Origin of the sequence: Citrobacter sp. CFNIH10, assembly GCF_002934585.1 — a bacterium.
Taxonomy (GTDB): domain Bacteria; phylum Pseudomonadota; class Gammaproteobacteria; order Enterobacterales; family Enterobacteriaceae; genus Citrobacter_A; species Citrobacter_A amalonaticus.
The window spans coordinates 339,372-353,260 of sequence record NZ_CP026216.1; the positions used below are offsets into that span (position 1 = coordinate 339,372).

At 53.9% G+C, this 13,889-nt stretch carries 13 protein-coding genes and 1 other annotated feature; of the genes, 3 read left to right on the top strand and 10 right to left on the bottom strand.

The genetic code is table 11. The features are described from left to right. Positions 1 to 120 precede the first annotated feature (120 nt). Entirely contained in the window at positions 121 to 1,551 is a 1,431-nt protein-coding gene (locus C2U53_RS04875) for a sodium:alanine symporter family protein (RefSeq protein WP_042998015.1), read from the top strand. 69 nt (positions 1,552 to 1,620) lie between these two features. After that, the gene (gene yaaA / locus C2U53_RS04880) at positions 1,621 to 2,394 is read left to right on the top strand and encodes a peroxide stress protein YaaA (protein ID WP_042998016.1); all 774 of its coding nucleotides are present in this window, start codon (positions 1,621 to 1,623) and stop codon (positions 2,392 to 2,394) included. A gap of 96 nt (positions 2,395 to 2,490) precedes the next feature. On the opposite strand, the gene thrC is transcribed toward yaaA, so the two are convergent. The 6 genes from thrC to yjjY all read right to left on the bottom strand — a co-directional run bounded on the left by thrC (position 2,491) and on the right by yjjY (position 8,879). Continuing rightward, on the bottom strand, positions 2,491 to 3,774 hold the full coding sequence (gene thrC, locus C2U53_RS04885; RefSeq protein WP_042998017.1) for a threonine synthase: 1,284 nt from the start codon (positions 3,772 to 3,774) through the stop codon (positions 2,491 to 2,493). A gap of 3 nt (positions 3,775 to 3,777) precedes the next feature. Continuing rightward, positions 3,778 to 4,707 (bottom strand): homoserine kinase, encoded by a 930-nt coding sequence (thrB, locus tag C2U53_RS04890; protein WP_042998018.1) that lies wholly within the window; start codon positions 4,705 to 4,707, stop codon positions 3,778 to 3,780. A 1-nt stretch (position 4,708) separates the two neighbouring features. Next, the gene (thrA, locus tag C2U53_RS04895; protein ID WP_042998019.1) at positions 4,709 to 7,171 is read right to left on the bottom strand and encodes a bifunctional aspartate kinase/homoserine dehydrogenase I; all 2,463 of its coding nucleotides are present in this window, start codon (positions 7,169 to 7,171) and stop codon (positions 4,709 to 4,711) included. Between the two features lie 25 nt (positions 7,172 to 7,196). Next, positions 7,197 to 7,317: a sequence feature (Thr leader region), on the bottom strand. Further along, on the bottom strand, positions 7,253 to 7,318 hold the full coding sequence (gene thrL, locus C2U53_RS04900; RefSeq protein ID WP_001386572.1) for a thr operon leader peptide: 66 nt from the start codon (positions 7,316 to 7,318) through the stop codon (positions 7,253 to 7,255). It overlaps the preceding feature by 65 nt. A 336-nt stretch (positions 7,319 to 7,654) precedes the next feature. After that, on the bottom strand, positions 7,655 to 8,341 hold the full coding sequence (locus C2U53_RS04905) for a tRNA/rRNA methyltransferase (protein WP_042998020.1): 687 nt from the start codon (positions 8,339 to 8,341) through the stop codon (positions 7,655 to 7,657). A gap of 397 nt (positions 8,342 to 8,738) precedes the next feature. Continuing rightward, the gene (gene yjjY, locus C2U53_RS04910) at positions 8,739 to 8,879 is read right to left on the bottom strand and encodes a protein YjjY (protein ID WP_042998021.1); all 141 of its coding nucleotides are present in this window, start codon (positions 8,877 to 8,879) and stop codon (positions 8,739 to 8,741) included. Between the two features lie 95 nt (positions 8,880 to 8,974). On the opposite strand from yjjY, the gene arcA reads away from it, so the two are divergent. Beyond that, positions 8,975 to 9,691 (top strand): two-component system response regulator ArcA, encoded by a 717-nt coding sequence (gene arcA, locus C2U53_RS04915; RefSeq protein ID WP_001194359.1) that lies wholly within the window; start codon positions 8,975 to 8,977, stop codon positions 9,689 to 9,691. Between the two features lie 66 nt (positions 9,692 to 9,757). On the opposite strand, the gene creD is transcribed toward arcA, so the two are convergent. The 4 genes from creD to creA are packed head-to-tail and all read right to left on the bottom strand — an operon-like array spanning position 9,758 to position 13,783. Continuing rightward, a complete protein-coding gene (gene creD, locus C2U53_RS04920) occupies positions 9,758 to 11,125 on the bottom strand; it encodes a cell envelope integrity protein CreD (protein WP_042998022.1) in 1,368 nt (455 codons plus the stop codon). 58 nt (positions 11,126 to 11,183) lie between these two features. Continuing rightward, positions 11,184 to 12,608, bottom strand: coding sequence for a two-component system sensor histidine kinase CreC (gene creC, locus C2U53_RS04925; RefSeq protein WP_042998023.1), 1,425 nt, complete (start codon positions 12,606 to 12,608; stop codon positions 11,184 to 11,186). Further along, on the bottom strand, positions 12,608 to 13,297 hold the full coding sequence (creB, locus tag C2U53_RS04930; protein ID WP_042998024.1) for a two-component system response regulator CreB: 690 nt from the start codon (positions 13,295 to 13,297) through the stop codon (positions 12,608 to 12,610). Before creB ends, creC begins: the two co-directional genes overlap by 1 nt. A 12-nt stretch (positions 13,298 to 13,309) precedes the next feature. Continuing rightward, positions 13,310 to 13,783, bottom strand: a complete 474-nt coding sequence (gene creA, locus C2U53_RS04935) for a protein CreA (protein ID WP_042998025.1) — start codon at positions 13,781 to 13,783, stop codon at positions 13,310 to 13,312. Positions 13,784 to 13,889: the final 106 nt, after the last annotated feature.

Here is a 13,889-nt window from a genome sequence, read left to right on the forward strand (position 1 = left end):
ACAACCTCATGTATACTACTCGGCCGCTATCAATTGTCCGGCAGCGTATATACTATTCGACAATTGGTAACGCTTACACAGGGTTGTTACAGCGTACCGGCAGCAACAAGAGGGATGTTAATGCCTGATTTTTTCACGTTCATTAATGATGTGCTCTGGGGATCGGTAATGATCTACCTGCTCTTCGGAGCAGGGTGTTGGTTTACCTGGCGCACAGGCTTCGTCCAGTTTCGCTATATCCGCCAGGTTGGCAGAAGTCTGAAAAACAGCATTAACCCGCAGCCGGGAGGATTAACCTCTTTTCAGTCACTCTGCACCGGCCTTGCCGCCCGTATCGGTAGTGGTAACCTGGCGGGTGTGGCGCTGGCCATTACCGCAGGTGGACCAGGTGCGGTGTTCTGGATGTGGATCGCCGCCATCATTGGGATGGCGACCTCATTTGCTGAATGTGCCCTCGCACAACTCTACAAAGAACGCGATCGCCACGGTCAGTTTCGCGGTGGCCCCGCCTGGTATATGGCACGTGGTTTAGGCATGCGCTGGATGGGCGTGTTATTCGCCATCTTTTTGCTGATCGCCTACGGCCTGGTGTTCAACAGTGTGCAGGCCAACTCCGTATCCCGTGCTCTCAAATTCGCGTTTGATTTCCCTCCGGTTGCCACCGGTATTGTCATGGCGATTGCCGCCCTGTTGGTTATCGTCCGCGGGATCAAAGGCGTGGCGCGGATGATGCAATGGTTTGTCCCTGTGATGGCGTTGATGTGGGTGGTCACCAGCCTGGTGGTTTGTCTGATCAACATCGACCAACTGCCGGACATCATCATTTCTATCGTCAAAAGCGCATTTGGCTGGCAAGAAGCGGCGGGCGGCGTGGCGGGGTATACGCTGAGTCAGGCGATCACCAGCGGTTTTCAACGCAGTATGTTCTCCAATGAAGCCGGAATGGGCTCAACGCCTAACGCTGCTGCCGCAGCAGCATCCTGGCCGCCGCACCCTGCGGCACAGGGGATCGTGCAGATGATCGGCATTTTTATCGATACGCTGATCGTCTGTAGCGCAACGGCAATGTTGGTTTTACTGGCCGGTAACGACGCCACCTATGCGCCGATGGAAGGGATCCAACTGGTGCAGAAAGCGATGAATACACTGGTCGGAGAGTGGGGCGCGGCATTCGTCGCAGTCATTGTGATTCTGTTTGCCTTCAGCTCTATTGTGGTTAACTACATCTATGCGGAAAACAATCTGTACTTTCTGAAGCTGGACAATAAGCGCTTCATCTGGGCTTTACGCATTACCTCCTGTTCAACCGTCGTGGTCGGCACCTTGCTTAGCTTCCCGCTGCTGTGGCAACTGGCGGATATCATCATGGCCTGCATGGCGATCACTAACCTGACGGCAATATTGTTGCTCTCTCCGGTGGTGCGTACCCTGGCCAGCGACTACTTGCGTCAGCGTAAACTCGGCGTTCGCCCGGTCTTTGATCCACTGCGTTACCCGGACATCGGACAGCAACTGGCACCAGATGCCTGGGATGACATACCGCGAGACTAATCGCAACTATCGATCAACTCAGTCGTGTTTTTTGCTACAGTCGCAGTAAATTTCCTGCAAGGACTGGATATGCTGATTCTGATTTCACCTGCAAAAACACTCGACTACCAGAGCCCGCTGGCAACAACGCGCCATACGCTACCTGAATTACTGGATCACTCGCAGCAACTGATTCATGTGGCGCGTAAACTTTCAGCCCCGCAAATCGGCAAGCTGATGAACATCAGCGACAAACTCGCCGATCTAAACGCCACCCGTTTTCATGACTGGCAGCCGGACTTCACGCCAGAAAACGCGCGTCAGGCCATTCTGGCTTTCAAAGGCGATGTCTATACCGGACTACAGGCCGAAAACTTCAGTGAAGCCGATTTCGATTTTGCCCAGCAGCATTTGCGTATGCTCTCAGGTTTATATGGCGTGCTGCGCCCGCTGGATCTGATGCAACCTTATCGTCTGGAAATGGGTATCCGTCTGGAGAACGCCAAAGGGAAGGATCTGTATCAGTTCTGGGGCGATATCATCACGGATAAGCTTAATGAAGCGCTCGCCGCACAGGGCGACCAGGTGGTGATTAACCTGGCATCGGATGAATACTTCCGCGCCGTGAAACCGAAGAAACTGAATGCCGAGCTGATTAAACCTGTCTTCCTCGACGAGAAAAACGGTAAGTTCAAAGTCATCAGTTTCTACGCCAAAAAGGCGCGCGGCCTGATGAGCCGCTACATCATTGAAAACCGCCTGACGGAGCCTGAACAGCTCACCGGCTTTAACAGCGAGGGTTACTTCTTTGATGACGCCGCGTCTGGCAACGGCGAACTGGTGTTTAAGCGTCACGAGCAGTAATGCGCATTTCGCCGGATAGCGGCTACGCCTTATCCGGCTTTCTCATCTCCACCGCCTGACAGGCCCGGTAAGCGATAGCGCCACCGGGCAGACGGTTTAGCGCGTCATCATCAGCTTACGCAGGGCGGCAAAATCCGCCGGCAGATGTTGCGAAAGCAGCGGTAGATCCGCACGTTCTGCCAGTTCTTTCGGCAGATCCAGCGTTTCATTGAGGATCGCTTCCACGCTCTCTTTAAACTTCGCCGGGTGCGCAGTGCCGAGGAACAGACCGTACTCGCCCGGATTGAGCTGATCACGCAGGGCGCGGTAGGCCACGGCGGCATGAGGCTCAGAAGTGTAGCCCTTCGCTTTCAGTTCGCGCATCGTTTCCTGTGTGGTTTCATCATCTACAGCCGCATAACCCAGCTCATTCAGACGCCAGATTTTACGGCGGAACAACTCCTCAACGCGCGGCCAGTTGTTCGGCTGACTCACATCCATCGCGTTAGACAACGTCGCCTGGGTCGCTTTTGGCGCCCACTGCCCGTCCTGCAGGAAGCGTGGCACTGTGTCGTTAACGTTGGTGGCTGCGATAAAACGCTTCACCGGCAGGCCGAGAGATTTCGCCAGCAGGCCCGCCGTCAGGTCGCCAAAGTTACCGCTTGGAACAGAAACCACCAGCTGATTCCGCGCCTCCTGCGGCAATTGGGCAACGGCTTCAAAGTAGTAGCAAATCTGTGCCAGCAGGCGGCTGATGTTGATGGAGTTCGCCGAGTTCAACCCCAGCGCCACTTTCAGTTCTTCATCATCAAACGCCTGTTTGACCAGCGCCTGGCAGGCATCAAAATCACCATCGATGGCGACAGTTTCAATGTTACCGCCCAGCGTGCAGAACAGTTTTTCCTGCAACGGACTGATTTTACCGTTCGGATAGAGGATCACCACGCGCACGTTCGGCAGACCATAAAACGCATGCGCCACGGCCGCGCCGGTATCACCAGAGGTTGCCGTCAGAATGGTCACCGGTTTATCGCCGCTGATGTGGGTTAACATCTGCGCCATAAAACGACCACCGAAATCTTTAAACGCCAGCGTCGGGCCATGGAACAGCTCCAGACAGCCGACATCCCCTTCCACCTGAGCAACCGGCGCCGGGAAAGCAAAGGCTGCGCGCACACGTTCTTCGAGGATCTCCTGCGGGATTTCATCGCCGATGAACGCCGAGAGGATCTTTGTGCTACGGCTGACGAAGTCCTGGTTCAGCATCTCATCCACTTCTGTCAGGTTGAATTCCGGCAGATCGTGCGGGAAAAACAGCCCCTGATTCTTGCCCAGCCCCTGCGTGACGGCCTGTGCAAAACTAACCTGTTCGTTGTGATCTTTAAGATTGTAGAGTTTCATCAATTATCCCAGTACTCGTGCGCCCGCCGTGTCCAGCCGGCAAATATGAACAAAGCCTTCCTGATTTTGCAGGTAGTGACTACCCAGCCAGTCCGCCACACGCTGCGCGGTCTCCGTTTTATCGCAGAGCGCAAACAACGTCGGCCCTGAACCGGAAATACCGCTGGCCAGCGCGCCAATTTCCGCGACGGCCTGACGCGCCTGAGCAAAACCAGGCAACAGACGTTCGCGATACGGTTCGGCAATCACATCCTTCATCAGTTTCGCCGCAAGCCCAGGCTGACGGGAATAGCAGGCGTGAATAAACCCGGCCAGGTGACGCCCGTGGGCAATGCAATCCTGGCGACGATACTGCGCAGGCAGGATCGCCCGCGCTTCTGCCGTGGAGACTTTAATGCCAGGATAGGCCAGTACCCACAGCCACTCATCAAAGCCTGGCACCTGCTGGCTGATAATGCCGTTTTCTTCAATCATCAACTGCATACCACCGAGAAAACATGGCGCGACGTTATCGTAGTGAATGCTGCCGGAGATACGCCCTTCCAGCTCGCCCATTATTGCCAGCAGACGCGTGTCATTGAGCGGCTTGCCACAGTACTCATTCATCGCGACCAGTGCCGCCACCACCGAGCAGGCGCTGGAACCTAATCCGGAGCCGATCGGCATATTCTTTTCCAGGGTCATCGCCACCGGAATTTGCTTACCCAGTTCCTGACAAAAACGCTCCCAGCACTGGTAAACAATATTTTCTCGCGGTTCTGGCGGTAGCTTGTCGGCAAAGCGGCCCAGATTATTCAGGCTGAAACTGTCCGCCGCCTCAACCGACACCACGTCGCCCAGCAGTGAGCCATCAACGGGCGTCACCGCCGCCCCAAGCACATCAAATCCAACGCTCATATTGGCACTGGAAGCCGGGGCATAAACTTTAACCATGTTAGACTCCTAGCTTCCATGAGAGAGTACGCAGCAGGTCAGCAAACACCCCTGCCGCCGTGACGTCGTTACCCGCGCCATAACCGCGCAGAACCAGCGGCAGCGGCTGATAGTAGTGGCTGTAGAACGCCAGCGCGTTTTCGCCGTTTTTCACTTTGTACAACGGATCGTTACCGTCCACTTCAGAAATCTTCACCCGACAGACGCCGTCTTCTTCGATGTTGCCAACATAGCGCAATACTTTGCCCTCATCACGGGCTTTTGCCACCCGAGCGGCAAAGGCATCGTCAAGCTGCGGCAGATTCGCCATAAACGCCTCAACGTCGCCTGAATCATCAAACGCTTTCGGCAGCACCGGTTCAATGACGATGTCTGACAGTTCCAGCTCGCGCCCGGTTTCACGGGCGAGGATCAGCAGCTTACGCGCCACGTCCATCCCCGAAAGATCGTCACGCGGATCGGGTTCGGTGTACCCCATTTCACGCGCGATACGAGTCGCTTCAGAGAGACTCATACCCTCGTCGAGCTTACCGAAAATAAATGACAGCGAACCGGACAGGATGCCGGAGAACTTCAGCAATTCATCGCCCGCATTCAACAGGTTTTGCAGGTTTTCGATCACCGGCAGACCGGCACCCACGTTAGTGTCATAGAGGAATTTGCGCCGTGACTTCGCGGCAGCGAAGCGCAGCTGATGGTAGTAATCCATTGACGAGGTATTCGCCTTTTTGTTCGGCGTGACCACATGGAATCCTTCACGCAGGAAGTCCGCGTATTGATCGGCCACCGCCTGACTGGATGTACAATCCACAATCACCGGGTTCAGCAGGTGATATTCCTTCACCAGACGGATTAAGCGACCAAGATTGAACGGCTCTTTCGCTTCAGCCAGTTCAGCCTGCCAGTTTTCCAGATTCAGGCCATGCACATGGGTCAACAGCGCTCTCGAGTTCGCCACGCCGCACACGCGCAGATCGATATGTTTTTTCTTCAGCCAGGTTTGCTGGCGCTTAAGCTGCTCCAGTAACGCGCCGCCTACCCCGCCAACGCCAATGACAAACACTTCAATTACCTGATCGGTATTGAACAGCATCTGATGGGTGACGCGTACGCCCGTCGTGGCATCGTCGTTATTGACCACGACCGAAATGGAACGCTCGGAAGAGCCCTGCGCGATAGCCACGATATTGATATTCGCGCGCGCCAGTGCGGCAAAGAATTTCGCCGAAATACCCCGCAGTGTACGCATGCCATCCCCAACGACGGAGATAATCGCCAGTCGTTCAGTGACCGCCAGCGGTTCCAGCACGCCCTCTTTCAGTTCGAGATAGAATTCATCCTGCAAGGCACGCTGCGCGCGGGCGCAGTCGGCCTGCGGCACGCAGAAGCTGATGCTGTACTCAGAGGATGACTGGGTAATCAGTACCACGGAAATGCCTGCACGGGACATCACCGCAAACACGCGCGCCGCCATCCCCACCATCCCTTTCATGCCAGGACCGGAGACGTTGAACATCGCCATATTATTAAGGTTGGAAATCCCCTTCACTGGCAGATCGTCTTCATCGCGGCTGGCGCCGATCAGCGTGCCTGCCGCCTGCGGGTTACCGGTATTTTTGATGAGGCAAGGGATCTGGAACTGCGCGATGGGGGTAATGGTACGAGGGTGAAGCACTTTTGCGCCGAAATAGGAGAGCTCCATCGCTTCCTGATAAGACATCGATTTCAGCAACCTGGCGTCAGGTACCTGGCGCGGGTCACAGGTATATACACCGTCGACATCTGTCCAGATCTCGCAACAGTCGGCGCGTAAGCAGGCCGCCAGAACCGCTGCGGAGTAATCGGAGCCATTGCGCCCCAGCACCACCAGTTCACCCTTCTCATTACCGGCGGTGAACCCGGCCATCAGCACCATGTGATCGGCGGGTATACGCCCGGCGGCGATGCGGCGAGTCGATTCGGCGATATCGACGGTAGATTCGAGGTAGTGCCCCACCGCCAGCAGTTTTTCGACCGGGTCAATAACGGTAACGTGGTGGCCGCGGGCTTCCAGTAACCCCGCCATGATGGCGATCGACATCTTTTCGCCACGGCAGATGAGCGCAGCGTTAATGCTGTCCGGACACTGTCCTAGCAAGCTGATCCCATGCAGCACATGTTTGATTTGGGCAAATTCCTGCTCAACAAACACTTTCAACTGCGCCAGCGGAAAGCCCGGCTGGGCGTCGGCGAGTCCGGTCAGAAGTTCGGCAAAAATACGTTCGGCATCACTGATATTGGGTAATGCGTCCTGACCTCCGATGGTTTTTTCAATCATCGCCACCAGATGGTTGGTAATTTTAGCGGGGGCAGAAAGAACGGTCGCTACCTGCCCCTGCCTGGCATTGCTTTCCAGAATATCGGCAACCCGCAGAAAACGTTCTGCATTTGCCACTGATGTACCGCCGAACTTCAACACTCGCATGGTTGTTACCTCGTTACCTTTGGTCGAAAAAAAAGCCCGCACTGTTCAGGTGCGGGCTTTTTTCTGTGTTTCCTGTACGCGTCAGCCCGCACCGTTACCTGTGGTAATGGTGATGGTTGTGGTAATGGTGGTGCTGATGCGTTTCATGGATGTTGTGTACTCTGTCATTATTTACCCTAAATAATTCGTCTTGCAGGAAGGCGGCAATTGCGTGAAGCCCCTGGCGCATAGAAAACGATGTGACTGGGGTGAACAAAAGTCGCCAACGCAGATGCAACTCGAAGTATGACGGGTAATCTGTCTGTGCTGTATGTCTATATTGGTTAAAGTATATGGTGAGCTAAGTCAATAAATATTTGATTTACTCACCTGACGAAACTTGTTCATGAGCTGCTGGCGAAAGGTTTATTTTCAACCAAACCCGCAAGAAAACCCCTCTTGAAATCAGCAGTTATCACCATAAATATAACTAAAGTAAAATTATTATTTTGTGACTTTTTTTTCGATATCATGGACCAGGCGGTGCAACATTGCCGTGTCTCGCTGCCCTAATTGCCCCAGACGCTGTTGCAGCCAGTCGACCAGTTTGCTGTCATCTGCAACCTCCAGAGTGGCCAACAGGCTCATGATGCGTGAGCGTAATGCCTGTAACTGAAATTCATCAGATGAATCGACTTCTTTAGCAGGTTGTTGCATTAAATTTGTTAATTGATAGCAGTAAACCATCACCGCCTGCCCCAGATTCAATGAAGGATAATCTGCAACCATTGGCACGCCGGTCAGAACATCCGCCAGTGCCAGTTCATCGTTGGTCAGTCCGGAATCTTCACGACCAAAAACCAGCGCGGCGTGATTCATCCAGGCCGATTTTTCTTCCAGCAGCGGAACCAGTTCCGCCGGCGTCGCGTAGTAGTGAAATTTTGCTCGACTGCGCGCCGTGGTGGCGACGGTAAAATCAACATCGACAAGCGCGTCCGCAAGCGTCGGAAAAACAGTAATATTATCAATAATATCGCTGGAGCCATGCGCCACCCAGCGCGTGGCGGGTTCAAGATGCGCCTGACTGTCAACGATACGCAACTGAGTGAATCCCATGGTTTTCATGGCGCGAGCCGCGGCACCAATGTTTTCCGCTCTGGCGGGAGCGACGAGGATAATAGTAATGCGCATTTTTTACTCTTTATGCCTGTCCGCGGGCAATTGTGTGAACTATGTCAAGATATTACGCGGAGCGAATTTACAAAATTTTAACCAAAATCAGTGGAAAACCGTTTCACCTTTCATAAAAGGCGCTAAACTGTTTCCTTACTTTACTAATGTTTTTTATGTTAACAGAAACAGTATATCCTTCTGTTTATCAGAGATAATTTGATTTAAAATGAATCTCATTCATAGGATTCGCCGTGTTAATTAGTTATCCTGTGCAACTAGTTGGATTATTGCAATTTTGTGATGAAAGCTAGCATTTAGATACGATGATTTCATCAAACTGTTAACGTGCTACAATTGAACTTGATATATGTCAACGAAGCGTAGTTTTATTGGGTGTCCGGTACGTCTTAGCCTGTTATGTTGCTGTTAAAATGGTTAGGATGACAGCCGTTTTTGACACTGTCGGGTCCAGAGGGAAACTACCCACGACCAAGCTAATGATGTTGTTGACGTTGATGGAAAGTGCATCAAGAACGCAATTACGTACTTTAGTCATGTTACGCCGATCATGTTAATTTGCGACATGCATCAGGCAGGTCAGGGACTTTTGTACTTCCTGTTTCGATTTAGTTGGCAATTTAGGTAGCAAACATGCAGACCCCGCACATTCTTATCGTTGAAGACGAGTTGGTAACACGCAACACGTTAAAAAGTATTTTCGAAGCGGAAGGCTATGATGTATTCGAAGCGACTGATGGCGCGGAAATGCATCAAATCCTCTCTGAATATGACATCAACCTGGTGATCATGGATATCAACTTGCCAGGCAAAAACGGTCTTCTGCTGGCGCGTGAACTGCGCGAGCAGGCTAACGTTGCGCTGATGTTCCTGACTGGCCGCGATAACGAAGTCGATAAAATCCTCGGCCTCGAAATCGGTGCAGACGATTACATCACCAAGCCGTTTAACCCGCGCGAACTGACTATCCGTGCCCGCAACCTTCTGTCTCGTACCATGAACCTGGGTACCGTCAGCGAAGAACGTCGTAGCGTTGAAAGCTACAAGTTCAACGGTTGGGAACTGGACATCAACAGCCGTTCTCTGATCGGGCCTGATGGCGAACAGTACAAACTGCCGCGCAGTGAGTTCCGTGCCATGCTTCACTTCTGCGAGAACCCAGGCAAGATCCAGTCCCGTGCTGAGCTGCTGAAGAAAATGACTGGTCGTGAGCTGAAACCCCATGACCGTACCGTTGACGTGACCATCCGCCGCATTCGTAAGCATTTCGAATCCACGCCGGATACGCCGGAAATTATCGCGACTATTCACGGTGAAGGTTACCGTTTTTGTGGCGATCTGCAGGATTAATCGGGTTACCACCGTCAAAAAAACGGCGCTCAATGCGCCGTTTTTCTTATCTGCTTTTTGCTGAATTTACTTCCACACGCGTAGCGCATCGTCCACGGGTGCGGACGGTTTCGGCGCCGTTGGTGTTGGTGTCGGTTTCGCACGCGAGAATGCATACCAGTCAAGATGCCGCGTCAGGAACATCACGCTCCCCAGCGCCAACAGCAGCACACTCGTCCCCAACAGCAGCGCGCTGTCTTCCGAGCGCAACAGTACCCACATCACACCATCCAGCGCTAACAATGCCAGAGTGAAAACCACGCTGCTACGCCAGCCCTGTAGCACTGCCTGGAGATAAACCCCGTTCATCAGCGCGCCCACCAGGCTTGCGACAATCCATGCCAGGGTGAAACCAATATGTTCTGAGAGCGCCAGCAACAGCAAATAAAACATCACCAACGACAGCCCCACCAGCAGATACTGCATCGGGTGTAATTTTTTACCCGTCAACGTTTCGAACACAAAGAAAGCCATAAATGTCAGTGTAATCAGCAAAATGGCATATTTCGTCGCCCGATCCGTCAGTTGATACTGATCGGCAGGAGTGGCAACCGCGACGCTAAACGACGGCAGGTTATACCACCCGTCTTTTCGCGCATCCACAAACCGATCGCCCAGGTTAGTGGCAAACCAACTGCTTTGCCACTGTGCCTGAAACCCTGACTCGCTGATTTCGCGCTTGTCGGGTAGAAAATCGCCGAGAAAGTTGGGATGCGGCCAGTTGCTGGTGAGCGTCATTTGGCTGCTACGTCCTACCGGAACCACCGAGAAAGCGCCGGTTCCGCTTAAATTGAGTGACATCGCCAGGTTCACATCGCGCATCGCCCATTGCGCATCCGGAAGCGGAATGTGGAGCCCTTCTCCGCGGTCTGTTAGCCCCGTCCCCGGTTCGACAGCAAGCGCCATTCCATTCACCTTCGGTGCTTTCACCACGCCAATCCCTCGCGCATCACCCACGCCAACCACGATAAACGGTTTCCCAAGGGTTATGTTGGGCCGGTTCAGTTCACTCAGTCGTGCAACATCAAACTCCGCTTTCAAGGTAACATCGGTATGCCAGACCTGCCCTTCGTAGATGCCCACTTTTCGCGGTTCGACGTTCTGGTTCCCCTCCACCATCAACGACTCCGGCAGCCAGAAGTGGATAAAACTGCGCCTGTGCTGCACCTCTTTCTCGTTTTCCAGCACGGTGTATAACTCGGTCACAGGTACGGCAATGAGCGGGCCGACCATTTTTTGCGGTCCGCTGGTACTCTGCCGAATCGCATCCTCCACCGCATCACGATAATCAGCACGTTCCACAATAATCTGCCGGACCATCATCAGGGGGATCAGCAGCAACACAATCGCGCCACCTAAGGTGACGATTTTCCAGAACAGGGGGGATTTCAACATAGCGTTCTCCTTATGCAATACCCGCAGAGTACGCACGCTATGTGGGGGGAATTTGAAGTTATGTGAAGTGACGGTGAAGTGTGAGCGTGGCCTCGACGCCGCCTTCTGGGCGGTTACGTAATTCTGCACTCCCCTTCAGCAGTCGCGCCACTTCGCGAACGAACGCCAGTCCAAGACCGCTGCTTTTGAGGCCATTCTCACGCGGCAGTGAGTAAAAGCGGTCAAATATCCGCGGTAAGGCAAAATCAGGAATGCCTGTACCCGTATCGGTCACCGTCAGCGTCACCGTCTCTGCATGCGCTTGTGCGCTGAGGGTGATCGCTCCGCCTGCCGGGGTGAAATCAATGGCATTGTCCAGCAAGTTGCCCAACGCCTGTTCCAGCAGCGCCGGCTCCGCAGAGACGCTTAACGCCGAGGGGACAATCTCCAGCGATATCGCCTTCGTCGCCAGTTGAATCGTGCGCGCGTCGCTGATTTGCGCAAACAGTGCATCGACCGCAACCGGGGAGAGGGCAATATCCTGACGGTTTTCCAGTCGCGCCTGGCGCAGCAAGGTTTCAACCAGCGCCTGCATTCGCGCATTTTGGCTGAGAATATTGTCGGTAAAGCGCTTAACAATGTCCGGAGGCGGATTTTCCCGCAGAATTTCCGCCGCGCCGCGAATGGCCGCCAACGGACTCTTTAGCTCGTGGGTGAGCGCGTATACGTACTGTTCAATGTAATTTTTGCCTTCCAGCTTCAGACGCATACTCTCCAGCGCCTGCGCCAGTTTGCGCAACTCACTGCTGCCCAGTTCAGGCAGCGGCATCGGCTGGTTTTCGGTCACGGAATCCGCATAGCGCGTCAGGCGGGCAATCGAACGGTTTATCCACCAGACCATCCCGGCGCCAATCACCAGCGCAATGCCAAGCAGAATCGCGCTGGCCCAAAGGATCCGGCGCTCGCTGCGTTTAATCACCGGTGCCATCGCGGCATTGGGTTTTCCCACGCTGAGCACGCCGATGATCTTTCCGTTGTCGACAACCGGCGCAGCAACATACATGACCGAGCTTTCCGGATCGGCGGGATCCTGCGGCGTACTGCGCGCGCCATACTGTCCACGCAGCGTTAGCCAGACATCGTTCCAGCGAGAGTAATCCTGCCCGACCGCTTTATTGACGGAATCAAACACCACTTTGCCCTGCGCATCCGTCATGTAAACATGGTACTCATTGCGGACTTTATTGATTCCGCTGATGTTGGCGCGAAAAGGACGGTTATGCAGTTGCGTAAACGCCTGCGCCAGTTGGCCATGCGCCGGGTTACCCGACAGGAGATCGTCACGCGCCAGCGCCGCCAGCAGCGTGGCAGTATCGATCAGCGTCCCTTCCGTTGCGCGCCGTACGCCAGGTTTAATCTCCTGTACAAAAATAGAAAGAACAAACCACGCAGCAACAGCGACAATCAGGAAATAGCCCAACAGCAAACGCATGCCAATGCGCATCAGAGGCTCCTCAGGCTGTAGCCCATCCCACGATGCGTGTTGATCGGCGAAAGCGTCGGGTTGATCGCGCGCAGTTTGGCGCGCAGCGTTTTGATGTGCGTATCGACCGTCCGGTCGTATGTATCCTGCGCATCGGCCCAGACGATATCCATCAGTTGCTGGCGCGAATAGACACGCCCTGGAGATAACAGCAGCGTTTTCAGCAGCAAAAATTCATAGCGCGTGAGTGACAGGGGCGTACCAAACCAGGCCACTTCAGCCGCCGGTTCATTCAGCTCAAAATGGCCGGTTTTGACAACAGGCGACGGCGTGGAAAACTTCTTCACCCGACGTAGCAGCGTGCGGACTCTGGCGCAGACTTCCCGCGGTGAAAACGGTTTGGCGACGTAATCGTCGGCACCGATTTCCAGACCCAGCAAGCGATCCACCTCATCGCTGCGCGCCGTCAGAAAGAGGATTGGTAACGCCGGATGGTACTCAAGCAATCGCCGGCACAGCTCAAAACCGCTGATATCCGGCAACCCGACATCGAGAATCGCTACATCCGGACACTGATGACGTGCTTTCTCCAGCGCGGGCAACCCGCGCTCAAAGGCTTCCACGCTAAACCCTTCCTGCTGGAGCATATAAATCAGGGTATCCGCGATACCCTGCTCATCTTCCACCAGCCAGACCGACACCTGCTGCATAATGCTTCCCTGTTATTCGCGCCACGGCATGATAGGTACCGCGCTAATGGCATTTTTCGGCGACCCATCGACCACCTTGTCGGAATAGGCCAGATAAGCCAGCGCGTTGCGTTTGGCATCATAGAAGCGCACGACCTGTAATGATTTGAAGACCAACGAAGTGCGTTTCTTAAAGACCACTTCGCCCTGCGCTTTACCGTTCTTGATTCTGTCGCTCAGTTCTACCGGTCCTACCTGCTGGCAGGAGATGGCGGCATCAGAAGTATCTTCCGCCAGCCCCAACCCGCCTTTAATGCCACCGGTTTTGGCACGGCTGACGTAGCAGGTCACGTTTTTAACATCGGGGTCGTCAAACGCCTCCACGACGATTTTATGATCCGGCCCAAAGATCTTAAACACCGTATCGACGGAACCGATCTGCTCAGCAGATGCCAGCGGCGCCAGCATAAGCAACAGAGTGGACAGAACTAAACTCTTGTATTTCATATTGTTACCATTCTTTAAAATGACGCTGCGCAATTATTCAGCATTGTAAAAGAAACTGTTTACAGATCACAGGATTACAATAATCACGTTTTATTAGATTCAAAAA

Excerpts from the sequence above, each read along its gene's own strand:
- C2U53_RS04875 (WP_042998015.1), top strand. The coding sequence starts at position 121 with ATGCCTGATTTTTTCACGTTCATTAATGATGTGCTCTGGGGATCGGTA.
- yaaA (WP_042998016.1), top strand. The coding sequence starts at position 1,621 with ATGCTGATTCTGATTTCACCTGCAAAAACACTCGACTACCAGAGCCCG.
- thrC (WP_042998017.1), bottom strand. The coding sequence starts at position 3,774 with ATGAAACTCTACAATCTTAAAGATCACAACGAACAGGTTAGTTTTGCA.
- thrB (WP_042998018.1), bottom strand. The coding sequence starts at position 4,707 with ATGGTTAAAGTTTATGCCCCGGCTTCCAGTGCCAATATGAGCGTTGGA.
- thrA (WP_042998019.1), bottom strand. The coding sequence starts at position 7,171 with ATGCGAGTGTTGAAGTTCGGCGGTACATCAGTGGCAAATGCAGAACGT.
- C2U53_RS04905 (WP_042998020.1), bottom strand. The coding sequence starts at position 8,341 with ATGCGCATTACTATTATCCTCGTCGCTCCCGCCAGAGCGGAAAACATT.
- yjjY (WP_042998021.1), bottom strand. The coding sequence starts at position 8,879 with ATGACTAAAGTACGTAATTGCGTTCTTGATGCACTTTCCATCAACGTC.
- arcA (WP_001194359.1), top strand. The coding sequence starts at position 8,975 with ATGCAGACCCCGCACATTCTTATCGTTGAAGACGAGTTGGTAACACGC.
- creD (WP_042998022.1), bottom strand. The coding sequence starts at position 11,125 with ATGTTGAAATCCCCCCTGTTCTGGAAAATCGTCACCTTAGGTGGCGCG.
- creC (WP_042998023.1), bottom strand. The coding sequence starts at position 12,608 with ATGCGCATTGGCATGCGTTTGCTGTTGGGCTATTTCCTGATTGTCGCT.
- creB (WP_042998024.1), bottom strand. The coding sequence starts at position 13,297 with ATGCAGCAGGTGTCGGTCTGGCTGGTGGAAGATGAGCAGGGTATCGCG.
- creA (WP_042998025.1), bottom strand. The coding sequence starts at position 13,783 with ATGAAATACAAGAGTTTAGTTCTGTCCACTCTGTTGCTTATGCTGGCG.